Raw genomic sequence first — 23,218 nt, forward strand, 5'->3', positions numbered from 1 at the left:
CCATCTGCCATTGGACGCGGCGGCAAGGAAGGGCAAAGCTGCGTTGGCTCCACGGATCTGGTCACTCGCTGGGCGCCAGAGCCTTGGATCCATGTCGCCCTCGCGGTGGACCGATACCGCCGCCGTCAAGCTTGGGCAATTCATCGAAGGTGATGATGCCATCGTGATTGGGATCGAGCAGGGCGAAGCGGCGTGAGGCGGCGGCGAGGAATTCCTGTTCGCTGACGCCGCGGTTGAAATCGGTGTCGGCGGCAATCACCGGTTCGGGCAGCGCCAGATAGGAAAAGCGTGCGGCGCCCTGTTTGGAGGGATCGAAGGCGGGCGCGCTCGGATGATCGCTACCGCTCGCGCTATCCGGCGAAGCGCCGCCGCCCATCCCGCCGCCTCGGCCGCCGCCGCCCATACCCCCACCATGTCCGCCGCCCATGCCGCCTCGTCCGCCGCCGCGATGCCCGCCGCCTTGTTGTCCGCCAGACCTTGGCGCGCCGTCCCCGAAACCGCCCCCGCTTGCCGTCTCGGGGGCGATCACCTGCTCGTAATGGTCGATCTCCTCGGGCCCGATCTCATGATCGTGATCAGTATCGAGCGTGGCGAAGAAGCGCAGCGCATCGGCGCGGAATTCGGCCAGCGTCAGGCGTCCGTCATGGTCGGCATCGGCCTGGGCGAACCAGGCGGCGGCATTGTCGGGCGAGTCGCGGAACGGCTCGCCCATCGGGCTGATGAACAGCCGTCCGCCGTGCTGTCCGCCATAACCGTGATGAAAGCCCTCCGGCGGCGGCGCGGATTGCGCGGCCAGCGGCGCCGCCGATCCCAGGAGAGCAGCGGCGACGAGCGCGCGGGGACTCACCGCCGCCAGCCGTTGGCCTGTGCGGTGAGGAAGGAGAAGGAGGCCTGGCCGGTCTGGCCGATCGGTACGGTGGTGCTGCCCCAGAGCGCGCGGTGGCCGCCGGTGCCGACCTCCATCCCCATTTCGCCATGGATCTTGCGCGGATTGCCGTTGAGCGGGAGCGTGTCATCGCCCTCCGCCGCGCGATCGAGCACCGCAGCGCGCTCCGCCGGGCTTAACGCCACCACCGCATTATCGGCGTGCGCGGCCGCAGCCGTTATAGTCAGTATCATCGCACCCAACACGCCACGCATTCCGGCACCTCCGACGATCCATCCAAGCTCGCCCGCCCCTGACGGACGGCTGAACGAAGCTGAAGGGAGCCCCTTTTGAACAGCACGCATTGATTGCCCGCCGTACTCGGCTAGCATGGTCCTATGCGCATCCCCTCCCTGCTCCTAGCCACCGCCCTTCCCGCCATCGTCGCCGCTCAGCCGGCATCACCCCCCTCGCCGCGCGCCGCGGCCTGGTGGGGCGACATATCGGTGTTGGCCGATGATAAGATGGAGGGGCGGCTGACCGGATCGCCCGGTTATCTGCGTGCCGCTGCCCATGTCGAGGCACGGATGAAGGCGCTGGGGCTGCAGCCTGCGGGCGAGGCAGGCGGCTATCGCCAGTCCGTCGCGTTCGAACAGCAGCGGATCGATGCGGCGAGATCGAAGGCATCGCTGCTGGGCGCGGACGGCAAGGTGACGCCGCTGCCGATCGGTGACGCGATGATCATCGGCGCGGGCGGCGGCCCCCGCCCCGTCCACGTCGATGCGCCGTTGGTGTTCGTCGGCTACGGCCTGCGTCTGCCGCAATCGGGCTATGACGATTTCAAGGGGCTGGACCTCAGGGGCAAGATCGCGGTGGTGATCGCGGGTGGTCCCGCCGATCTGCCCGGCCCCGCCAAATCGGCGGCGCGCAATGCCCGCAACGCCTTGCTCGGGGAACTCGGCGCGGTGGGTGTGATCGGGCTGACGCCGCCCAAGCAGGTCGAGATTCCCTGGGCGAGGACCAGAGTGCTGGCCTCGCAGAGCGGCATGTATCTTGCCGACAAGGCCTTGCGGGAAACGCCCGATGACTTTCTGAGCGCCAGCTTCGATCCCGCGCAGAGCGAAGCGCTGTTCGCCGGATCGGGCCACAGCTTTGCCGAGCTGGCGGCGGTTTCCGACGCGAGCGGAGCGATGCCTACCTTCGCGCTGCCGGCGCGGCTGCAAGCGACGATTGCCGCGTCGCGATCCACGCTGACCTCGCCCAACGTGATCGCCAAGCTGGAGGGATCGGATCCCAAGCTGCGCGATCAATATGTCGTGCTTTCCGCGCATCTCGATCATCTCGGCATCGGCGAGCCGATCGCGGGCGACCGGATCTACAATGGCGCGATGGACGATGCTTCCGGCGTGGCGAGCGTGCTCGACATCGCCGAGCGGATCGCCAAGGGGCCGCGGCCGAAACGATCGATCCTGTTCGTGATCGTCACCGCCGAGGAGAAAGGCCTGCTGGGATCGACCTATTATGCCCGCCGCCCGACCGTGCCCAAGACCGCGATCGTCGCCGATCTCAATTTCGATATGCCGCTGCCGCTGTGGCCGCTGAAGACCGTGCTGGTGCAGGGCGATCACGAAAGCACGCTCGGCGATCCGGCGCGCGCCGTCGCCGCCGCGCAGGGGCTGCGGCTGATCGCGGACCCCCTGCCCAACCGCAACAGCTTCGTGCGCACCGATCAGTTCAGCTTCGTCAAGGCGGGCGTCCCCGCGCTGTCGTTCAAGTTCGGCTTCGAGCCCGGCACGCCCGAATTCCAGATCGAACATGATTGGCGCGCCACCCGCTATCACGCCCCATCCGACGATCTTAACCAGCCGGTGATGAAGGAGGAGGCGATCAAGCTCGACGATTATGTCGCCGCGCTCGCGGTGGCGGTGGCCAACGATCCGGCGCGGCCGGCCTGGCTTCCGACCAGTCCGTTCCGCGCTTACGCCGAAGCGAAGTAACGGGGGTCAGCAGCCGCCGTTCCTGAGCGCATTCCCTCCAATCCTTCCCCGCCAGGGGGAGGTGGCGCCGAAGGCGTCGGAGGGGGAGGACGGAGGCCAACCATCATGGAACGTCGCGTCTTCCCCCTCCGTCAACTCCGTTGACACCTCCCCCTGACGGGGGAGGATTGATGGTCAACGTCTCCGACCTAGACCTTTTAGAGGTCGTCATCTTCCGACGGGCCGACCATCAGCGCATCGGCGACATCGTCGGTCTTGCCGCGGATCGCCTTTTCGAGGCGTTCGCAGATCTCGGGATTTTCGCGGAGATAGACTTTTGAATTCTCGCGGCCCTGGCCGATGCGGATGCTGTCATAGCTGAACCAGGCGCCCGATTTCTCGACCACGCCCGCCTTGACGCCAAGATCGAGGATCTCGCCGACCTTGCTGATCCCCTCGCCATACATGATATCGAATTCGACCTGCTTGAACGGCGGCGCGACCTTGTTCTTGACCACCTTCACGCGCGTCGTGTTGCCAACGATATCGTCACGGTCCTTGATCTGGCCGGTGCGGCGGATATCGAGACGGACTGAGGCATAAAACTTCAAGGCGTTGCCGCCCGTGGTCGTCTCCGGATTGCCGTACATCACGCCGATCTTCATGCGCAGTTGGTTGATGAAGATGACCAGCGTCTTGGACCGCGAGATCGAGCCGGTGATCTTGCGCAGGGCCTGGCTCATCAGCCGCGCCTGCAGGCCGACATGGCTATCGCCCATCTCGCCCTCGATCTCGGCCCTCGGCACCAGCGCCGCGACCGAATCGACCACCAGCACATCGATCGCGTTGGACCGGATAAGCGTATCGGTGATCTCCAGCGCCTGTTCGCCGGTATCGGGCTGCGACACGACCAGCTCATCGACATCGACGCCCAGCTTCTTGGCATAGACGGGATCGAGCGCATGTTCGGCATCGACGAAGGCGGCGGTGCCGCCGGCCTTCTGCGCCTCAGCAATCACGTGGAGCGCCAGCGTGGTCTTGCCCGAGCTTTCCGGCCCGTAGATTTCGATGATGCGGCCACGCGGTAGGCCACCGATACCGAGCGCGATATCCAACCCCAGGCTACCCGTGGAGATCGACTCGATCTCGACCTTCTCGCGGCTGCCCAGCTTCATCGCCGAACCTTTGCCGAACGCGCGATCGATCTGCGCGAGCGCGGCTTCCAATGCTTTCTGCTTATCCATCTCGGCCTTTTCGCGCTCCCCGCCGATCAGTTTCAACTGTGCCGCCATGATGTCGCTCCTTGCCCGAATCCGTCGAGGAGCATCATATACCGCAAATGTTCCAGAAGAACAAGAGTAGAACTAACCCGTCTTTCCCACTTTTTCGAGCGCCACGCGCACACCCTCCATCGTGAAGGGCTTGGAGAGCTGCGGGCGATCGGCATGCTCCGCCGGCGGCGGCGAGACATGGCCGCCGGTCGCCAGCACGAAGGGCTTGCCCGCCGCCGCCAGCGCATCGGCCACCGGCCAGCACGGCCCATCCCGCAAATTCACATCGAGGATCGCAACATCGAAGCCGCCTTCCGCAACGCGCGGCACGCCATCGGCAACGCTGTCGACCGTGCCTGCGAATTTATGGTCGAGAATGTCGATGAAATCTTCGATCATCATGGCGATCAGAGGTTCGTCCTCGATCACCAATACGGAAAGCGGCGTCGTCATGGATGCGCTCTTAGCGGCGTCGGCGCCGGAGGCCAATCCATTAGGCCGGCATCAGCGCATCGTGCGCGGCCTGGCCGATCTGCTGGACGGAGAAGGGCTTGGGCAGGAAGGCGACATCTTTCAGCTCGATCGAGCTGCGCAGTTGCTCCTCGGCATAGCCGGACATGAAGATGATCTTCATCTCCGGGAAACGCTGCCGGGCATGGCTGACAAGCGTGGGCCCGTCCATCGCGGGCATGACGACATCGGTGATCAGCAGATCGAACCGCTCGCCACCGATATCGTCCAGCAGCTCCAGCGCCTCCTCGCCGTTGGTGGCGGTGAGCACGCGATAGCCCTGCCGCGTCAGCGCGCGCTCGGCGACGGCGCGGACCATCGTCTCATCCTCGACGAGCAGGATCGTCCCCGATCCCCAGAGCTCGCCGGCCTGGCCCTCGACGCGGACCGGCGCGGCCTCGGCCTCGCCCGCGTCCGCCGCACCGGCTTCGTGAACCGGAAGGTACATTACGAAGCTGGTGCCGTGCCCAACGTCCGATTCGGCGAAGATGAAGCCGTCGGTCTGCTTGACGATGCCGTAGACGGTGGAAAGCCCCAGCCCCGTGCCCTTGCCCACCTCCTTGGTGGTGAAGAAGGGCTCGAAGATCTTGGAGAGATTGTCCTGCGGGATGCCGAAGCCGGTATCGGAGACCTTGAGCGCGGTATAATCCTGGATCGGCATGATGTCGCTGCGCATCCGCCGCACATCGCGCGCCGGGACGGCGAAGGTCTCGAGCGTCACGCGGCCCCCTTCGGGCATGGCGTCGCGGGCGTTGACCGCGAGATTGACGATCACCTGCTCCAGCTGCCCGGGATCGGCGCGGACCGTGCCGAGGTTGCGGCCATGCTTGACCTCCAGCCGTACGGTCTCACCGAGCAGGCGGCGGAGCAGGTTGGTGATCTCGGAAATGACCTCGGGCAGCTGCAGGAGCTGGGGCCGCAGCGTCTGCTGGCGCGAGAAGGCGAGCAGTTGGCGCGTCAGAGCGGCGGCGCGGTTCGAATTGTGCTTGATCTGCTGGATATCGTCATAATCGATATCGCCGGGCATGTGGCGCATCGCCATCAGATCGCAGTGGCCGATGATCGCGGTCAGGATGTTGTTGAAATCGTGCGCGACGCCACCGGCGAGCTGGCCCACCGCCTGCATCTTGGTCGCCTGCGCGATCTGGCGCTTGAGCTTCGATTCCTCGCTATTGTCCTTGAGGCTGAGCAGCACCGCCGCCTCGCCCAGGCCCTTGGCGTTGGCGATGGTTAGCGCGACAGGCTCGTCGGGTTTGGAGGCGAGCCGCACCGCGAGATCGCCGGGCAACGCTCGGCCGGCGGTGAAGCGGCGCACCGCCTCGATCACCGCAGCCTTGTCCTCCTTGACGACCAGATCGCTCGGGTAAACCGCGGCATCGGGGCGGGCGAGACCGGCGGCGCGCGCGAAGGCTTCGTTCAGGAACAGGAAGCGCCCGTCGCGCTCGGCAAGCGCGATGCCCAGCGGCAGCATCGCCAGCAGTTCGTGAAGGTGGCCGGTGGCGGCGCGGCGCGCGGCGGCGGCGGTCAGCGCATCGGGATCCTCGTCGAGCAGCAGGAAGGCGGTGGCGCCCGCGATCGGCGTCTCGCCATCATTCTCGCTCTCGCCCGACTCCTGCGTCTCGAGCGGGATGGCGACGACGCGCAGCGGCGCCGAATCCTCCCCCTCCCGGGTCAGGCGGATCTGGCCCTCCTCGCTCATTTCGATCAGGCCGGTGAGCGGCAGGCCGGCGATCGCGGCATCGTCCTGTCCCGTTGCGCGGCGGCGGAAGCCCTCGTTGCCGCCGATCAGGCTGCCCCCGGCATCGACCAGCGCGAGCATCACTCCGGCGTGGCCCAGCCGATCGCCCATCAGGCCGTTCGCCATCGCCAGCGTCGCCTCGACCAGATCGTGGCGGTGCGACGGGCGCAGTCGCCAGATCAGATATTCCTCGCCGCGGCCGCAGCGGCGCAGCCAGCCGACATAAGGCCGGCCGTTGACTTCCAGCTCCTCGACACGCGCCGTTCCGTCGCGCCAGGCGGTGCGCGCCGCCTCGATCAGCCGGCCCGATGCCTCGGGCACCAGCGGCAGATCACGTGGCGCCGGCAGACCGCCGAACATCTCCTCCCAGGCCGGGTTGGCGCAGACCATCCGCCCCATCCGCGTGGTGATCGCGGTCGGCGAGACTGCGTCTTCCAGCACGGTGCGGATGAGCGGCCAATCGGCGGCGGGGATCGCCCCCGCCACCGCGCGCGCCGGCCGCGTCAGCATCACGCCGGCCACCAGCCCTGCCCCCCCGAAGAAGCTGGCGAGCGGCACCGCCAGATCCATAGGCGCCAGCAATAGGCAGGCGCAGGCCGCCGAGAGCAAGGCCGCGCCGATCACGCCCGCAATCAGCAGGCGATCGTCCCGCCGCTGATCGGGGGAGGCCCAGAGGATCGGCGCGCTGCTCGCCATTTACCAGACCAGAACGCGCTGCTCGGGGGTCAGGTAGAGCTTGGTGCCGGGCGCGGGCTTGAAGGCATCGTACCAGGGCGCGAGATTGCGGACGATGTCGGTGCGCTGCGGCGAAGGCGAATGCGGATCCGTCAGCAGCCGCTGGCGCAGGTTCGCCTCGCGATAGTTGCGCCGCCACACTTGCGCCCAGCCGAGATAGAAACGCTGATCGCCCGTGAAGCCGTCGATCACCGGCGCCGCCTTGCCGTTCAGTGATTTGTGATAGGCATCGTAGGCGATCGTCAGCCCGGCGAGATCGGCCATATTCTCGCCAAGCGTCAACGCGCCCTTCACATGCATGCCGGGCAGCGGCTCATACTGATCATATTCGGCGACAAGCTTGCCCGTCATCGCCTTGAAGTTGCTCACATCCTGATCGGTCCACCAATTGGTCAGGCGGCCGTGCAGGTCATATTTGGCGCCCTGATCGTCGAAATGATGGCTGAGCTCATGGCCGATCACGGCACCGATGCCGCCGTAATTGACCGCCGGATCGGCATGCGGATCGAAGAAGGGCGGCTGCAGGATCGCGGCCGGGAAGACGATCTCGACCATGCCGAAATTGGCATAAGCGTTGATCGTCATCGGGGTCATGCCCCATTCCCAGCGATAGATCGGCTTGCCGAGCTTGTTCGCCTCATAATCGCTGTGCCATTCGCTCGAGCGCCAGCGGTTGCCGAAAGCGTCGCCTGCGGTGATCTCCAGCGAAGAATAGTCGTTCCAGCGTGACGGATAGCCGATCTTGGGGGTGAAGGCGGCGAGCTTGGCATGCGCCTTGACCTTGGTTTCCGGCGCCATCCACGTCAGCTTGTCGATCCGCGCGTCCATCGCGGCGATGATGTTCTTCACCAGTCGATCGGCCGCCGCCTTGGTCTCCGGCGGGAAATATTTGGCGACGTAGAGCTTGCCGACATCGTCCGTCAGCGCGCCGCTGGTGAAGGCCACCGCGCGCTTCCAGCGATCCTGCTGCTGCGGCACGCCCGAAAGCGCGGTGCCGGCGAAGGCGAACTGCTCCTGATCGAACGCGCGCGGCAGCACCGAGGCGTAACCGTCGATCGAACGGACGAGCAATTGATCCCTGAGCACGCCGATCGGCGCATCGGCGATCAGCTTGGCGATGCCGGAGACCGCGCTCGGCTCCGAGACGATCACCGTATCGACGGGTGTCTTCTGCTCGCGCAGGACGGTGACAAAATCAAAGCCAGGCGCGCTCTGGGTTAGCTGGGCGACGGTCATCTTGTTATAGGTCTTGTCGGCATCGCGTCGGTCGATCCGCGTCCAGCTGACCTTGGCGATCGCGGTTTCGAAATCGACGATCGCCTGCGCCCGAGCAGCGGCATCCTGCTCGCCCGCCAGCGTCAGCACTCTGGTCAGGTGGGTAAGATAGGCGGCCTTGGTCTGCGCGAGTTTGGGATCGGTGCTGAGGTAATAGTCACGGTCGGGCATACCCAGGCCGGACTGCGACACCTCCACCACGTAGACGTCCGGATTCTTGCTGTCCTGGCCGACGCCGGTATCGATCGGCGTGCCGATGCCGTGGCGGGAGGCATCGGCGGCGAGCGCGGCATAGCCGGCCTTGGTCTTGAGGCCCTTGATCTTGTCGAGCCAGGGCTGGATCGGCGTCAGCCCCTTGGATTCGATCGTGTTGGTATCGAGATAGGTGGCGTAAGCGATGCCGATCTTGCTGCTCGGATCGCCCTTCGCGGTTTCGAGGATGTCATGCGTGCGCTGATCGGAAAGATCACCAAGCACCTCGAACGAACCGTAGTTGGATTTGTCGGCGGGAATCTCGGTGGTCTTGCCCCAGGTGCCATTGCCATAAGCGTAAAAATCGTCGCCGGGCGCGACCGACTTGTCCATGCCGGCCTCGTCGAAGCCGAAGCTGCCGATCTGGGGTTTGTCACTAGCAAGCGCGGCCTGCTGGCCCTTCACCGGGCCGACAGCGGCGCCGACCGGTTTCTTCGCAATTTCCTTGGGCGTTTGCGCGATGGCGGGGACAGTCAGTGCGCTCGCGGCGAGCAGGAGGAACAAGGTCTTCGACATGTGGGGGCAACCCTCTTATTTTGTGATGCCCGAGCCTAGTCCCCGATGTTTAACAAGGAAATAGCGGGCTTATCCCCGTTCGCGCATCAATCGCTGCTGATCGCGCTTCCAATCACGGTCCTTCACCGTTTCGCGTTTGTCGTGAAGCTTCTTGCCCTTGGCGAGCGCGAGTTCGACCTTCGCCCGGCCGCGGCCGTTGAAATAGACCGCCATCGGGATCAGCGTCATGCCCTCGCGGCTGAGCGCCTTGTGCATCTTCTCGATCTCGCGCTCGTGCAGCAGCAGTTTGCGCGGGCGCCGCGGCTCGTGATTGAAGCGGTTGCCGAAATTATATTCGGGGATGTTGGCGTTGATCAGGCTGACCTGCCCATCCTTCACATCGGCATAGGCCTCCGCGATCGATCCCTCGCCGAAGCGCAGCGACTTTACCTCGGTGCCGGTCAGCGCGATGCCCGCTTCGAAAAACTCCTCAAGGAAAAACTCGAACCGCGCGCGCCGATTCTCGGCGACCACCTTCTTCTTCTCGAATTCCTGCGGGCGGGGACGGGCCATTTCAGAGGTATAACAAAACGAGCGGCACGATGGTGCCCGCAACCAGCAACACGAGCGAAATACGCCGCGTGGCCCGGCTGTTGATCGCGATGGTGACACCGAGAAGGGTCGAGCAGAATAGACCGACAGACAACAATGTAACGAAAATCTGCAGCGGCAGCTTGTTGTGCTTGGGCGGCGTCACAGCGTCCGGCTTGGCGCCGTTTCCTGTCGCGGCACCCGCCTTGGCAGGCTCATCCGGCTTCTTTGGCTTGCGCGCATGGGGCAGCGCCTGATCCTTGTGGACGGACGCCATCCATTTGATCCAACCCGGCGCGGCGGGCTGATCGGGCACGCGATAGGTCTGCACAGCACCGCTGACCGAAAACAGCAGCAGCATCGGGGCGAAGAACAGCCCCAGATACAGGTGCCATTCGCGGATCGACCGCAGCGTCGATGCCCTGAACGCCATCAAACGAGCCCGGCATGCGCAAGCGCGGCGTCCACCGCCTTGCGACTCGCGTCGCTCGGCCAGGTCATTGGCAGGCGGATGTCCTGCGGGAACTCGGGATGGAGCTTGCAAAGCGCATATTTCACCGGGCCGGGCGAGGCATCGCTGAACAAAGCGGTGTGGAGCGGGAACAGGCGATCCTGCAGCGCCAGCGCGTCCTGCCACCGGCCTTCGCGGCAGGCGGCCTGGAAATCGGCGCAGAGGCGCGGTGCGATATTGGCCGTTACCGAGATGCAGCCGGCCCCGCCCATCGCCATATGCGCGAGCGAGGTCTCGTCATTGCCGGAAAGCTGACAGAAATCGGGCCCGATCGCGAGGCGGTGGCCCGTCACGCGCTCCAGCTTGCCGCTGGCATCCTTGATGCCGACCACCGTCGGCAGCTTGGCGACCTCGGCCAGGGTCTCCACGCTGATGTCGGTCACGGTACGGCCCGGCACGTTATACACCACGATCGGCAGATCGCAGTGCTCGGCCAGATAGGTGAAGTGGGCGATGATGCCCTGCTGGTTGGGGCGGTTGTAATAGGGCAGCACGACCAGCGCGGCATCCGCGCCCGCCGCCTTGGCGCGCTGCATATGGCCGAGTGCGACGGTGGTGTGGTTCGATCCGCAGCCAGCGATCACCGGCACCCGCCCCGCCGATTGCTCGACGCAGAGCGCGACGACGCGATCATGCTCCTCGATCGACATGGTCGCCGCCTCGCCGGTGGTGCCGCAGGGCACCAGACCCGCCGAGCCGCTATCGATCTGCCAATCGACGAAGCGGCGGAAGGCCTCCTCATCCACCTTATCGTCCCGGATCGGCGTGACGAGGGCGGGAATCGAGCCGAAAAACATGGGTCTTCTCTTCACGTTGGGCGTAGGGAGCGCCATATTGGGCGCGCATGGACTCCAAGGAAGACCCCGCGCGGCGCCCGCCAGATAGGGAAGTGCCCCCTGCCCTGTCCAGCGGCGGCGCGCGCTGGACGCGCGTGCTGGCCCCGGCTGTGGTGCTCGCCTCGGTCGCCGCCGCCGCCGCGACGCTGACGCTCCAGCAGCCGAGCCCTCCCGCTGCGGACGCCATGGCGCCTCCGCCCGCTGCCGCCGCCTTACCGTCCCCGGCGCTCAACGATCCGCTGTGGCCGGTGATCGGCGAATGGAACCGGCTGCGCCAGAGCGACGGCCTGCCCTTCTCGAACTACGCTACCTTCCTGATCGCGCATCGCGGCTGGCCGGGCGAGACCGCGATGCGCCGCGCTGCCGAGCGTACCCTGCGCCCCGACACCGATCCGCAAACCGCCGCCGCTTATTTCGCGCTCTATCCGCCGCTGACCTCGGGTGGGCGCGTGCGCTATGCCGAAGCGCTGGCGGCGCTGGGCCGTACCGACGAGGCCAAGGCCGCGGCAGTCACGGCCTGGGCCGCAGGCGCGCTCTCCGCGGACGACGAGGGCCGCCTGACCGCCCGCTTCGCCACGGATTTCACGCTGGCCGATCAGGATCGGCGGATGGAGCGGCTGCTGTGGGATGGCGCGATCGGATCGGCGCAGCGCCAGCTCGCTTTGGTCTCGCCGGGACGGCGGCCGATCTATGCCGCGCGGCTCGGTTTCCAGACCAAGGCCCCCGATGCGCAAATCACCGCGGCCGCGGTCGGGCCAGGCGCGGACCGCGATCCGGGCTATGCGATCGATCGTGCCAACTGGCTGCGCAACACCGCGCAAAGCGACGCCGCACGGGCTTACCTTGCCGGCCTCGGCAGCTTCGACGCGCCGCCGCTCGATGCCAAGATTTTCCTGCAGAACCTCCTCACCATAGCGAGCGGCGCGGCGCATGATGGCCAATCGCAGCTCGCTTATCAGATCGCCCTACTGGCCGACGCCGCTTATCCGGCGGGCGCCTCCGTTCGGGATCAGCCTTTGGCCTCGCGCGATCCTTACACCAGCCTGGTCTGGCTCGGCGGTCAGGTCGCGCTCAAGAAGCTCGCCCGGCCCAAGGACGCCGAGGCGATGTTCGCGCGCTACACCGCCGCTTCGGCTTCGCCGGGAAGCCAGGCGAAGGGGGAGTATTGGGCAGGCCGCGCCGCCCAGGCCGCAGGCAACGCGCCGGGATCGCAGGCGCATTTCGCCACCGCCGCGCGCCAGATCGATCAGTTCTACGGTCAGCTCGCCACCGAGCGGCTGGGCCAGACAATCGCGGTGCCGCCCCCACCCCCGCCTGTCGTCATCGCCGACGATGCCCGCACGGCCTTTGCCAATCGTGAGGTGGTGCGCGCCGCCAAATTGCTCGGCGCGCAGGGCCGCTGGCTCGATCAGACCCAGTTCGTCCGCCAGATCGCGAGCGACGCCAAGAGCGACAGTGACCATGTCTTGGCCGACGAGCTTGCGCTGAGCCTCGGCCGCCCCGATCTCGCGGTCATCGTCTCGCGCAACGCACGTACGTCCGGGGCGCGCGATCCGATCCGCAGCGGTTTCCCGACGATCGCGGTGCCGCCGGCCTGGATCACGCACTGGACGATGATTCATGCCCTCTCCCGTCAGGAAAGCCAGTTCGATCGCGCGGCGCTGAGCGGTGCCGGTGCGCGCGGCCTGATGCAGCTGATGCCCGCCACGGCGCGCGAGCAGGCGGGCAAGCTCGGCCTGCCCTGGGATCCGGCGCGGCTGACGCAGGATCCCGGCTACAATGTGATGATCGGCGCCTCCTTCTTCGATCGAATGATGAGCTATTATTCCGGCAGCTATGTGCTGGCGGTGGCGAGCTACAATGCCGGACCGGGTAATGTGAACCGCTTCATCCGCGATAATGGCGATCCCAGGCTCCCGGGGGTGGACGTGGTCGATTGGATCGAGGCGATCCCGCTTTCCGAGACCCGCACCTATGTCCAGAAGGTGCTGGAGAATGCGGTGATCTACGATCTGTTCAATCCGGCGCGCGCCAAGACGCCGGAGCGGAACCGATTGAGCCATTATCTCGGCAAGCAAAGCGCGGGTTGATCTCACAAGCCGTCACCCCGGCCTTGTGCCGGGGTCCACGCCTCAGTCCCTCGTGGCGCCTGAGGATGGGTGGACCCCGGAACAAGTCCGGGGTGACGAGGTTGGCATAGAATGCGCCTCCTCCCCCTCATCGCCCTGATCGCCACCCCCGCAATGGCGGGCGAGGTCGATATCCACTCCGTTTCCGGGATGCAGGACCATTACCGCGTCCTCCTCGCCTTCGCGCCGCATCTCAACGATCCCCGCCTTCACGCCCAAAGCGGCGAGATGGCCAAGTTCGGTCCGGGCGCAGCGGAGCGCGATCTGCTGTTCGTGCAGGTGGCGGACGACAAGGTGCTCGGCGCGCACGACAAGGCCGCCAAGCTCCGCGCCAAATATCATGTCGGCCCGAACGACTATCGCGCCTTCCTGATCGGCAAGGACGGCAATGCCGCGATGGAGGCCAACGGCCCGATACCTGCCGCAAGGCTGCAGGCGGCAATCGACGCGATGCCGATGCGCAAAGCCGAAATGGCGCGGGCGCACGCAGGGCTGGGTAAGCCCAAACCCTAAGCGGGGTGACGATGCGGCGATGTGCCGCTAGGCTCGCGCGCAATGGCCGACGATCTCTTCGCATCCGCTTCCAAAACAACCGGTGACTATGACGCCTCCTCGATCGAGGTGCTTGAGGGGCTGGAGCCCGTGCGCCGCCGTCCCGGCATGTACATCGGCGGCATCGACGAGCGCGCCTTCCACCATCTCGCCGCCGAAGTACTCGACAATGCGATGGACGAGGCGGTGGCGGGCCATGCGACGCGGATCGAGGTGACGCTGGGCCAAGGCAATCGCCTGACGATCACCGACAATGGCCGCGGCATCCCGATCGACGAGCATCCCCGCTATCCCGGCAAATCGGCGCTGGAGGTCATCCTGACCACGCTGCATTCCGGCGGCAAATTTTCGAACAAGGCCTATGCCACCAGCGGCGGCCTCCACGGCGTCGGCATCAGCGTGGTGAACGCACTCTCGACCGATACGGTCATCGAGGTGGCGCGCGATCGCCAGCTCTATCGCCAGACCTTCGCCAAAGGCCTCGCCACCTCCGCCCTGCAGCAGATCGGCGCGGCGCCCAACCGGCGCGGCACCAGCGTCGCCTTCACGCCGGACACCGAAATCTTCGGCGAGGCGATGCGCTTCAAGCCAACGCGGCTCTATCGCCTCGCCCGCTCCAAGGCCTATCTCTACGCGGGCGTCGAGATCCGCTGGCATTGCGATCCCGAGCTGATCGGTGACGACACCCCCGCCGAGGCCGTGTTCCAGTTCCCCGGCGGCCTTTCCGATCACCTCAAGGAGCAGCTCGGCGAGCGGGCCTGTGCCACCGCCGAACCGTTCGCGGGGCGGCAGGATTTTCCCGATGGGCAGGGCTCGGTCGAATGGGCGGTGGCGTGGCCGCTGCATTCGGACGGCAGCTATTCCTATTATTGCAACACCATCCCGACCCCCGACGGCGGCACCCACGAGCAGGGTCTGCGCGCGGCGTTGGTGAAAGCGATCCGCGGGTTTGGCGAACTGGTCGGCAACAAGAAGGCCAAGGATATCGCGCCGGAGGACGTCACCACCGAGATCGAGCTGATGCTCTCGGTGTTCGTCCGCGATCCGCAGTTCCAGAGCCAGACCAAGGACCGCCTCACGTCACCCGAGGCGGCGCGGCTGGTCGAAAATGGCGTGCGTGACCATTTCGATCATTTCCTTTCGGACAATATGGAGCGCGGCAAGGCGCTGCTCGGCTTCGTCATGGATCGCATGGACGATCGCCTGCGCCGCAAGGCCGAACGCGAGGTCAAGCGCAAGACGGCGACCTCCGGCCGCAAGGTCCGCCTCCCCGGCAAGCTCACAGATTGTGCCAACGATAGCCCAGAAGGCACCGAATTATTTATCGTCGAGGGCGATAGCGCGGGCGGATCGGCCAAGCAGGCGCGCGATCGCAAGACGCAGGCGATCCTGCCGATCCGCGGCAAGATCCTCAACGTCGCCTCGGCCAACGCGCAAAAGATCAGCGCCAATCAGGAGATCGCAGATCTCGGCCTCGCACTCGGGTGCGGCCTGCGCGACCGATGCGATGCGGCAGCGCTGCGCTACGAGCGGATCGTGATCATGACCGATGCCGACGTCGACGGCGCCCATATCGCCACGCTGTTGATGACCTTCTTCTTTCAGGAAATGGCGGCGATCGTCCGCGACGGCCGCATCTTCCTCGCTCAACCGCCGCTCTATCGCCTGACTGCGGGTGGCAAGAGCCTCTACGCCAAGGATGAAGAGGCCCGCGCCGCGATCGAGGCAGGTCCATTCAAGGGCAAGAAAGTCGAGGTCTCGCGCTTCAAGGGTCTCGGTGAGATGAACCCGCAGCAGCTCCGCGAAACCACCATGGACCCCAAGACCCGCACCCTACTTCGCATCACCCTACCGCAGGAATATGAGGAGCGCGCGGTCACCCGCGATCTGGTCGAGCGGCTGATGGGCAAGAACCCGGAGCATCGCTTTGCTTTCATCCAGGCCAACGCGAGCGCGGTGGAAGAAGATGCGATCGATGCGTGATATTTGGCGCTCAGCTACCCGCTACCGTTTGCCCTGAGCTTGTCGAAGGGCTGCTCTTTCTCGCAAACCCCAGATCAAGAAGTACGGTGCTTCGACAAGCTCAGCATCCACGGATATTTGATGGGCAGCGAAAGAAGAGGGGGGAATTACGCCGTCAGCGCCGCCACGAGCGCCTTGACCTTCTTCTGCCGCCATTGTGGCACGGGCGCGATCAACCAGTAGCCGCGTTCGGCTTCGATATTCCCGAAACTGGTCAAGCGCCCTGCTTCGATTTCCGCTTCGGCGACCAGCGCGGGGACGATCGCGCGGCCGAAACCCGCTGCCGCGGCATCCAGCGCTAAGCCCGCGTCGCCCACAGATAATACTACCGGCAGGCTGGGACTCGGCGCGCCGGGCCAGGTGATCGCGGCTTCGGGGGAATCGGGGAGCCCAACCAGCACATGACGGAAATCGCCGAGCGCCACGCCCTCGTTGCTGCCCTTCGAGGCTCCGAAGCAGACCGCAAGATCGAGATTAGCCTCGGTGAAATCGAGCGGCACGTCTGCCGGGATGATCGTGAAACTGAGTTCGGGATCGCTTTTGCCATAAGCCGCCAGCCTTGGGCCCAGCCATTTGGCGGTGATCCCGCGCGGGGCGGCGATGGTCAGCGTCTTGCTGCTCTGCCCCGCCTGCATCGCGCGCACCGCTTCCTCGAACTCTAGGAAGCCCTGGCGCAGCGCATCGAGCCCGCGCTCGCCCTCGGGCGTCAGCTCCAGCCCCTTGGCGGTGCGGCGGAACAGGACGACGCCGAGCGTATCCTCCAGCGCGCGGATCTGCTGGCCGACGGCGGCAGGGGTCACCGCCAGCTCATCGGCGGCGCGGGTGAAGCTCAGGTGGCGCGCGGCGGCGTCCAGCACGCGCAGGCCGTTGAGCGGCAGCAGCGTGCGCTTCATTGCAAAGTCTCGGCCGAGCTCAGCGGGAAATGCGGGATCGCGACCTCCAGCATGCCGCCGCCGCTTCCCGCCATCTGATAGGCGCCCTCCATCGTGCCACTCGGTGTCTCCAGCGGACAGCCGGAAACATAATCATAGGCTTCGCCCGGCGCGATCACCGGCTGCTCGCCGATCACGCCCTCGCCTTCGACGCGCTGGCGGTTGCCGTGCGCGTCGGTGATGATCCAGCGCCGCGTCATCAGCTGAACGGGCGCGGTGCCCTGATTTTCGATGCGGATATGGTAAGCCCAGAACCAGCGGCCCTGCCGGGGATCGGACTGATCCTCCAGATAGGACACCGAAACGCGCACGACGATGCCCTGCGTCACCGCCTTGTAGGGGAAGAAAATATCGAGCGCGCCCGAGGCCATCAGAGCCCGGCCCTGGTTAGCGCTTGATCGAGATCGTCGATCACGTCCTGCGGATCGTCGAGGCCCACGTTGAGCCGCAGCATTCCCTCGACCACGCCCATGCTCTCGCGCGTCTCGGGCGAAAGGCCCGCGTGGGTGGTGGAGGCGGGATGCGTCATCAGCGAGCGCGAATCGCCGATGTTGTTGGAGATGTCGACAAGTTCCAGCGCATCGAGCAGGGCATGCGCCTGCGCGCGGCCGCCGTCGACGATCATCGCCATGATCGTGCCGCCCGCCTTCATCTGCTTTTGCGCCAGAGCAAATTGCGGATGACTCGGCAGGCCGGGATAGAGCAAGGTCGGCACACGGCTTTCCAGGAAACGCGCGACCGCGAGCGCATTCTCGCTCTGGCGCATGATGCGCAGCTCCAGCGTCTCCAGCCCCTTCAGCACGACCCAGGCGTTGAACGGCGCCAGCGTCGGCCCGGTGTTGCGCGTGAAGGAAAGAAGCGTGTTCTCGATGAACTGCTCGGTGCCGCAAACCGCGCCTGCCAGGACACGGCCTTGCCCGTCCATCATCTTGGTCGCCGAATACGCCACGACATCGGCACCATATTCCAGCGGCCGCTGGAGGAGCGGGGTGGCGAAGGCGTTATCGACAACGCTGGTGATGCCGTGCTTCCGGGCGATGTCGCACACCGCCTCCAGATCGACCAGCTCCATCGTGGGATTGGCGGGGGTCTCGAAGAAGAAAACCTTGGTGTTGGGGCGGACCGCGTCCACCCAGGCCTGGTTATCGGTGCCATCGACGATCGTCGTCTCGATCCCGAACTTGGGCAGCAGCGTATCGGTCAGCCAGCGGCACGATCCGAACGCCGCGCGTCCACCGACGAGATGATCGCCCTGCTGCAATTGGCACAGCAACGCCGCCGTCATCGCCGCCATGCCGGTCGCCATCGCGCGGCAGGCTTCGGCGCCCTCCATCAGCGCGATCCGCTCTTCCAGCATCTGCACGGTGGGGTTCTGGAGCCGTGAATAGGTCATGCCCTCGGCCTCGCCCGCAAAGCGCGCGGCGACTTCGGCGGCATTATCGTAGCTGTAGCCCGAAGTGATAAAGAGCGCCTCGCTCGTCTCGCCCCACTCGGAACGCGCGGTGCCGCCGCGCACGGCGAGCGTAGCCGGGCGCCAGTGCTGCGTGATCGATCGATCCTGTCCGGCCTTGCGCTTCATGCCGCTCCCTTGGATAGGACACGCGGCGCCGTCAATGGCGCGCCCGTGACGGAGACCATCGATGACCGCGATCCAGGACGTGCCGCTCAAGACGATCAAGGGGCAGGACAGCAGCCTCGCCGATTATGCGGGGCAGGTGCTGCTGGTGGTCAATGTCGCCTCAAAATGCGGGCTGACGCCGCAATATGAAGGACTTGAGGCCCTCTATGCGAAATATAAGGATCAGGGCTTCGCGGTGCTGGGGTTCCCCGCCAACGATTTCGCGGGCCAGGAGCCGGACAGCAACGAGGATATCGCCACCTTCTGCACCACTAACTTCGGCGCGACTTTTCCGATGTTCGAGAAGAGCAGCATCGTCGGGCCGGACAAGCACCCGCTCTATCGCGAACTCACTGCGGCCATTCCGGCGGCGGCGGGCGATAGCGCGATGCGCGAGAAGCTTGCCGGCTACGGCATGACGCCCAACCCAGCGCCCGAAGTGCTGTGGAACTTCGAGAAGTTCTTGATCGGCCGCGATGGCGAGCCCGTGGCGCGTTTTGCTCCTGACACCGCCCCTGACGACGACAAGCTGGTGACGGCGATCGAGAAGGAATTGTTCGCCAGCGAGTGAGGTCTCGCCGCTGGCCCGCTCCGCGGCTGGCCAGCGGACGAGGATCAGCGCTCCGGTGGCACGCCGCGCTGGATCTCGTCGATATTGCGCTCGCGCTGGTTTTCCATAGCATGGCGGTGCGACGGCTTGCGCAAGAAGCGTATTAAAAGAAAGATCGCTATCACCAGGGCGATACCGAGCGTGGCGAACACAAGGGTCGAAACTGCGGTCGAATTATGCATGGCCTATCTCCGGGTTCCTGCCTGAAAGAAGCCCGAGCAAATAGCGTTCCATCAAGGACTTAGCGCGATGTTGCGACAGGTGCGGAGGGCCCGGCGTTCAGAGTTGGCGTAGTACCGCCTCTCCCATTTCAGCGGTGCGCATCGTACCGCCAAGATCGGCCGTACGCGCACCGCCAGCCAAGGCCTTCGCCACCGCCGCCTCGATCCGATCCGCTTCCGCCGCCATGCCCAGCGAATAGCGCAGCATCATCGCGGCCGAGAGGATCGTCGCCAGCGGGTTGGCCTTGCCCTGGCCGGCGATATCGGGCGCCGAGCCGTGGATCGGTTCGTACAGGCCCTTGGCGTTCGCATCGAGGCTGGCCGAGGGCAGCAGGCCGATCGAGCCTACGCACATGCTCGCCTGATCGGAGAGGATGTCGCCGAACAGATTGCCGGTGACGACCACGTCGAACTGGCCCGGATTGCGCACCAGCTGCATCGCGGCATTATCGACGTACATGTGGCTGAGCTCGACATCGGGATAATCGGCCGAAAGCTCGATCACCACGTCGCGCCACAGCTGCGAGGTTTCGAGGACGTTGGCCTTGTCCACCGAGCAGAGCTTGCCGCGCCGCGCCCGCGCGGTTTCGAATCCGACGCGGGCGATGCGCGCCACCTCATCCTCATCGTAGGACATGATGTCATAGCCTTGGCGCCGGCCGGCATCGGTCTTCCGCATGCCCTTTTCGCCGAAATAGACGTCGCCATTAAGCTCACGGACGATCAGCAGATCGATCGCGCCCGCGATCTCCGGGCGCAGGGCGGATTCGTTGACCAGCTCCTTGAAGCCTTTCGCGGGGCGAAGGTTCGCGAACAGGCCGAGTTCGGCGCGCAGACCGAGGATCGCCTGCTCGGGCCGCAGTTTACGCTCCAGGCTGTCGCAATCGGGATCGCCGACCGCACCGAACAGGATCGCATCGGCGCGTCTGGCGATAGCGAGTGTCTCGGGCGGCAAGGGATGGCCCATCGCCTTGTAGGCCGCGCCACCGACCAAGGCCTCCTCATAGGTCAGCCGATCGCCGCACACCGCGTCGAGCACGCGCCGCGTCTCGGTGATGACTTCTAGGCCGATCCCGTCGCCGGGCAGCAAGGCAATGAGCATTGTTTTTCCTCGATCCTCCCCGGAACGGGGAGGGGGGCCGACGCGAAGCGGCGGTGGAGGGGGCTCTCCGCATGGCGATTCGCTGGTGGAGAGCCCCCTCCACCAGCCTTCGGCTGGTCCCCCTCCCCGTTCCGGGGAGGATTTTCAAGTTCCGACTCGCCTTATCCGCTCCACCAGCCGCTCCCGTGCCGCCAGTATATCCGCCGCGCGGCCATGCAGGAGATCGCGTTCGAGAAATGTGCCGGTAAGCTTGAGTCCATCTAGGACGTCGGGCCAATCGGCGCTGCCACCCTCGATCAGGAACGACGGCAACGGCAGCAATCGATCGCGATACGGCGCGCCCGCCGCCGCGCTCACCGCGCCGCCGTTCTTCGGGCTGACGAAGGCAAGCGCCCCCTCCCCGCCCGCGACGCAGCCCGAAAGATCGAGCCCGAAGCCCAGTTCGGCGAGCATCAGCAGTTCGTAGCGCACCAGCGCCGTCGCCCAGCCGCGCGCGGCAGGCGCCGCCGCCACCGCCGCGAGCACGCCATCGAGCGCGGCATAAAGGCGCGGATAGGCCTGTCCTTCGGGCAAGGCCACCGCCGCGAGCGCGGTCCCCCAATCGATCGCCGCGGCGGGCAGCGCCTCGCCGAGCAGCGCCGCACGGCTCTCGATCAGCTCCACGGTCAACGCGGGCAATTGCTCGTCGGTGCGCGCGCGCCAGTCGCCCCGCACGAGGTTGCCCGGCACCAGCACGGGCTTGAGCCGCCGTGACCGGCCGCCGCGCACATAGCCTGCGATCAGTCCCGTCTCGGCGGTCAGCGCGCGCACGATCGCGCCATGCTCGCCATGAGCCCGGACCGCGCAGACGATCGCTTGCGTCTCAATGTGCATGAAAGCCGAGTAGGCTGCCTTTTCCCTTACGTCACCCCGGCCGGCCTAGGGGGGATAAGCAGCCGACCGGGGTGGCATCGGGAAAGGCACGCCACTCATACTAGGGCGGTCTGTGCCGCCGCTGAACTCTCTCTAGCGCGGGACCGTGACCGTTCGGCTAAAAGGCAAGGTTAACCGCGCGGATGGAAATGATCGTGGATCGCGCGCGCCATCGCCGCCGATACGCCGGGCACACGCTGCAGATCCTCCAGCGCCGCACCCCGTACCGCCTTGGCCGTACCGAAATGCATCAGCAGCGCCTTCTTGCGCGCAGGACCGATGCCGGGAACCTCATCGAGCGGGCTGCTGGTTAACGCCGCCGCGCGGCGCGTGCGGTGCGCGCCGATGGCGAATCGGTGCGCCTCGTCGCGCAGGCGCTGGAGATAGAAGAGCACCGGCGATCCCGGCGGCAGCATCGATTCGCGGCCATCGGGCAGATGGAAATGCTCGCGCCCGGCGTTGCGATCGGGGCCCTTGGAGATGCCGACGATCGGGACATCGTGGACGCCCAATTCCTCCATCGTCTTGTAGACCGCCGAGACCTGGCCCTTGCCGCCGTCGATCAGCAGCAGATCGGGCCATTCGCCGGATTTGCGATCGGGATCGTCACGCTCCAGCCGCGCGAACCGCCGCTCCAGCACCTCGCGCATCATCGCGAAATCGTCGCCGGGGGCGGTGTCGGGGCGCTTGATATTGAATTTCCGATATTGGCCGGGGCGAAAACCCTCCGGCCCCGCGACGATCATCCCGCCGACCATGTTGGTGCCCATGATGTGGCTGTTGTCATAGACCTCGATGCGACCGGGCACGGCCTCCAGCTCGAACAGATCCGCGACCTCGCGAAGCAGCTTGGATTGCGTCGCGCCCTCCGCGAGGCGACGATCCAGCGCCTCCTCGGCATTGCGCGTCGCCTGGGCGAGGAGCTTGCGTTGCTCGCCGCGCTGGGGGGTCTTGAGCTGCACCTTGCGTTCGGCGCGCTCGCTCAGCGCCTCGGCGATCAGCTCCCGCTCGGGCAGTTCGCGATCGACGAGGATCAGGCGCGGCGGCGGCACCTCCTCGTAGAACTGCATCATAAAGCTCGCCAATACCTCATCCTCGGGCACTTCGGCGGTGTGCGTCGGGAAGAAGGCGCGATGCCCCCAGTTCTGGCCGCCGCGGATGAAGAAGGCCTGGATGCCGATCTGGCCCTGACGGCAGGCGAGCGCGAACAGATCGGCGTCCTGCACGCCCTCGGCATTGATCGTCTGCGTGCCCTGGATGAAGGTCAGCGCACGGAGCCGATCGCGCATGACCGCCGCCGATTCGAAATCCATCGCCTCGGCCGCCGCCGCCATCTGAGCACCCAGCTTCTGCTGCACCTTGGTCGATTTACCGCAGAGGAAATCGGCGGCATCGCCGACCAGCTCGGCATAATCCGCCGCGCTGATCCGGTCGACGCACGGCGCCGAGCAGCGCTTGATCTGGTAGAGCAGGCAGGGCCGATCGCGATTGTTGAAGAAGCTGTCCGTACAGGAGCGCAGCAGGAACAGTTTCTGCAACGCGGTCAGCGTCTTGCGCACCGCCCCCGCCCCCGCGAATGGGCCGAAATATTGCCCCTTCGCGCGCCGCGCGCCGCGATGGAGCTGGACGCGCGGGAAGGCATGATCCTCGCGCAGCAGGATGAAGGGGAAGCTTTTGTCGTCGCGCAGCAGCACATTGTAGGGTGGCCGGAACCGCTTGATCAGCTGCGCCTCCAGCAGCAGCGCCTCGGCCTCGGTATTGGTCGTCACAACCGTCAGCCCGCGCGTCTGCGCGACCATGCGGCTGAGCCGCCGGGGCAGCCGCGCGACTTGGGTGTAATTGGTGACGCGGTTCTTGAGGGCGCGCGCCTTGCCGACATAGAGTACGTCGCCCCGCGCATCGGTCATGCGATAGACCCCAGGCCGCGCCGGCAGCGTCTTCAAAACGTTGCGAATTGCCGCGACCCCCGCCTCGATATCGGGCGCCTCGGCACCCTTTACGGCGTAGGCCGCCTTCTCTTCGTTGAAGCGGTCGCTGGTCTCGGTCACGGGGCTGATTTAAGGAG

The 23,218-nt window shown here is 66.0% G+C and carries 21 protein-coding genes; 5 read left to right on the forward strand and 16 right to left on the reverse strand.

The genetic code is table 11. From position 1 onward, the window contains the following. Positions 1 to 61: 61 nt before the first annotated feature. Positions 62 to 847, reverse strand: coding sequence for an EF-hand domain-containing protein (locus FHS31_RS02995; protein ID WP_341786272.1), 786 nt, complete (start codon positions 845 to 847; stop codon positions 62 to 64). Continuing rightward, positions 844 to 1,119, reverse strand: coding sequence for a hypothetical protein (locus FHS31_RS03000; RefSeq protein WP_167071824.1), 276 nt, complete (start codon positions 1,117 to 1,119; stop codon positions 844 to 846). Before FHS31_RS03000 ends, FHS31_RS02995 begins: the two co-directional genes overlap by 4 nt. Before the next feature lie 144 nt (positions 1,120 to 1,263). Here FHS31_RS03000 and FHS31_RS03005 point away from each other — a divergent pair, with 144 nt between their 5' ends. Then, complete coding sequence (locus FHS31_RS03005) at positions 1,264 to 2,862, forward strand: M28 family metallopeptidase (RefSeq protein ID WP_167071825.1); 1,599 nt, start codon at positions 1,264 to 1,266, stop codon at positions 2,860 to 2,862. Positions 2,863 to 3,059: 197 nt separating this feature from the next. On the opposite strand, the gene recA is transcribed toward FHS31_RS03005, so the two are convergent. From recA to dapA, 7 genes are all read right to left on the reverse strand, one after another. Beyond that, entirely contained in the window at positions 3,060 to 4,133 is a 1,074-nt protein-coding gene (gene recA, locus FHS31_RS03010; protein WP_167071826.1) for a recombinase RecA, read from the reverse strand. Positions 4,134 to 4,205: 72 nt separating this feature from the next. Continuing rightward, positions 4,206 to 4,565: a response regulator gene (locus tag FHS31_RS03015; protein ID WP_167071827.1), complete on the reverse strand. Its 360-nt coding sequence runs from the start codon at positions 4,563 to 4,565 to the stop codon at positions 4,206 to 4,208. A 40-nt stretch (positions 4,566 to 4,605) separates the two neighbouring features. After that, positions 4,606 to 7,056, reverse strand: coding sequence for a hybrid sensor histidine kinase/response regulator (locus tag FHS31_RS03020; RefSeq protein WP_167071828.1), 2,451 nt, complete (start codon positions 7,054 to 7,056; stop codon positions 4,606 to 4,608). After that, the gene (locus tag FHS31_RS03025) at positions 7,057 to 9,138 is read right to left on the reverse strand and encodes a M13 family metallopeptidase (RefSeq protein ID WP_167071829.1); all 2,082 of its coding nucleotides are present in this window, start codon (positions 9,136 to 9,138) and stop codon (positions 7,057 to 7,059) included. A 69-nt stretch (positions 9,139 to 9,207) separates the two neighbouring features. Beyond that, positions 9,208 to 9,690, reverse strand: a complete 483-nt coding sequence (smpB, locus tag FHS31_RS03030; protein ID WP_167071830.1) for an SsrA-binding protein SmpB — start codon at positions 9,688 to 9,690, stop codon at positions 9,208 to 9,210. Between the two features lies 1 nt (position 9,691). Further along, positions 9,692 to 10,141, reverse strand: a complete 450-nt coding sequence (locus FHS31_RS03035; RefSeq protein ID WP_243843211.1) for a hypothetical protein — start codon at positions 10,139 to 10,141, stop codon at positions 9,692 to 9,694. Further along, on the reverse strand, positions 10,141 to 11,016 hold the full coding sequence (dapA, locus tag FHS31_RS03040) for a 4-hydroxy-tetrahydrodipicolinate synthase (RefSeq protein WP_167071831.1): 876 nt from the start codon (positions 11,014 to 11,016) through the stop codon (positions 10,141 to 10,143). The genes FHS31_RS03035 and dapA overlap by 1 nt, the downstream gene beginning before the upstream one ends. A 92-nt stretch (positions 11,017 to 11,108) precedes the next feature. Here dapA and FHS31_RS03045 point away from each other — a divergent pair, with 92 nt between their 5' ends. The 3 genes from FHS31_RS03045 to parE all read left to right on the forward strand — a co-directional run bounded on the left by FHS31_RS03045 (position 11,109) and on the right by parE (position 15,719). After that, entirely contained in the window at positions 11,109 to 13,145 is a 2,037-nt protein-coding gene (locus tag FHS31_RS03045; protein WP_341786273.1) for a lytic transglycosylase domain-containing protein, read from the forward strand. Between the two features lie 111 nt (positions 13,146 to 13,256). Next, a complete protein-coding gene (locus FHS31_RS03050) occupies positions 13,257 to 13,697 on the forward strand; it encodes a DUF4174 domain-containing protein (RefSeq protein WP_208408497.1) in 441 nt (146 codons plus the stop codon). A gap of 42 nt (positions 13,698 to 13,739) precedes the next feature. Continuing rightward, entirely contained in the window at positions 13,740 to 15,719 is a 1,980-nt protein-coding gene (gene parE / locus FHS31_RS03055; protein WP_167071834.1) for a DNA topoisomerase IV subunit B, read from the forward strand. A 146-nt stretch (positions 15,720 to 15,865) separates the two neighbouring features. Here parE and FHS31_RS03060 read toward each other — a convergent pair whose 3' ends face one another. Genes FHS31_RS03060 through FHS31_RS03070 form a run of 3 tightly spaced genes read right to left on the reverse strand, consistent with a single transcriptional unit; the run spans position 15,866 to position 18,269 of the window. Continuing rightward, positions 15,866 to 16,651 carry a LysR family transcriptional regulator gene (locus FHS31_RS03060; protein WP_167071835.1) on the reverse strand — a complete coding sequence of 262 codons (786 nt, stop codon included), beginning with the start codon at positions 16,649 to 16,651 and terminating at the stop codon, positions 15,866 to 15,868. Then, on the reverse strand, positions 16,648 to 17,061 hold the full coding sequence (apaG, locus tag FHS31_RS03065) for a Co2+/Mg2+ efflux protein ApaG (RefSeq protein WP_167071836.1): 414 nt from the start codon (positions 17,059 to 17,061) through the stop codon (positions 16,648 to 16,650). Before apaG ends, FHS31_RS03060 begins: the two co-directional genes overlap by 4 nt. Further along, the gene (locus FHS31_RS03070; protein ID WP_167071837.1) at positions 17,061 to 18,269 is read right to left on the reverse strand and encodes a trans-sulfuration enzyme family protein; all 1,209 of its coding nucleotides are present in this window, start codon (positions 18,267 to 18,269) and stop codon (positions 17,061 to 17,063) included. Before FHS31_RS03070 ends, apaG begins: the two co-directional genes overlap by 1 nt. A gap of 61 nt (positions 18,270 to 18,330) precedes the next feature. On the opposite strand from FHS31_RS03070, the gene FHS31_RS03075 reads away from it, so the two are divergent. Beyond that, positions 18,331 to 18,879 (forward strand): glutathione peroxidase, encoded by a 549-nt coding sequence (locus FHS31_RS03075; RefSeq protein WP_167071838.1) that lies wholly within the window; start codon positions 18,331 to 18,333, stop codon positions 18,877 to 18,879. A gap of 44 nt (positions 18,880 to 18,923) precedes the next feature. On the opposite strand, the gene FHS31_RS03080 is transcribed toward FHS31_RS03075, so the two are convergent. The 4 genes from FHS31_RS03080 to uvrC all read right to left on the reverse strand — a co-directional run bounded on the left by FHS31_RS03080 (position 18,924) and on the right by uvrC (position 23,201). Beyond that, on the reverse strand, positions 18,924 to 19,100 hold the full coding sequence (locus tag FHS31_RS03080; protein ID WP_167071839.1) for a hypothetical protein: 177 nt from the start codon (positions 19,098 to 19,100) through the stop codon (positions 18,924 to 18,926). 97 nt (positions 19,101 to 19,197) lie between these two features. After that, positions 19,198 to 20,241: a 3-isopropylmalate dehydrogenase gene (gene leuB / locus FHS31_RS03085; RefSeq protein WP_167071840.1), complete on the reverse strand. Its 1,044-nt coding sequence runs from the start codon at positions 20,239 to 20,241 to the stop codon at positions 19,198 to 19,200. A gap of 144 nt (positions 20,242 to 20,385) precedes the next feature. Beyond that, on the reverse strand, positions 20,386 to 21,114 hold the full coding sequence (gene recO / locus FHS31_RS03090; protein ID WP_167071841.1) for a DNA repair protein RecO: 729 nt from the start codon (positions 21,112 to 21,114) through the stop codon (positions 20,386 to 20,388). 170 nt (positions 21,115 to 21,284) lie between these two features. Next, a complete protein-coding gene (gene uvrC, locus FHS31_RS03095; protein WP_167071842.1) occupies positions 21,285 to 23,201 on the reverse strand; it encodes an excinuclease ABC subunit UvrC in 1,917 nt (638 codons plus the stop codon). Between the last annotated feature and the right edge of the window lie 17 nt (positions 23,202 to 23,218).

Source organism: Sphingomonas vulcanisoli, assembly GCF_011761305.1.
Taxonomy (GTDB): Bacteria; Pseudomonadota; Alphaproteobacteria; order Sphingomonadales; family Sphingomonadaceae; genus Sphingomonas_I; species Sphingomonas_I vulcanisoli.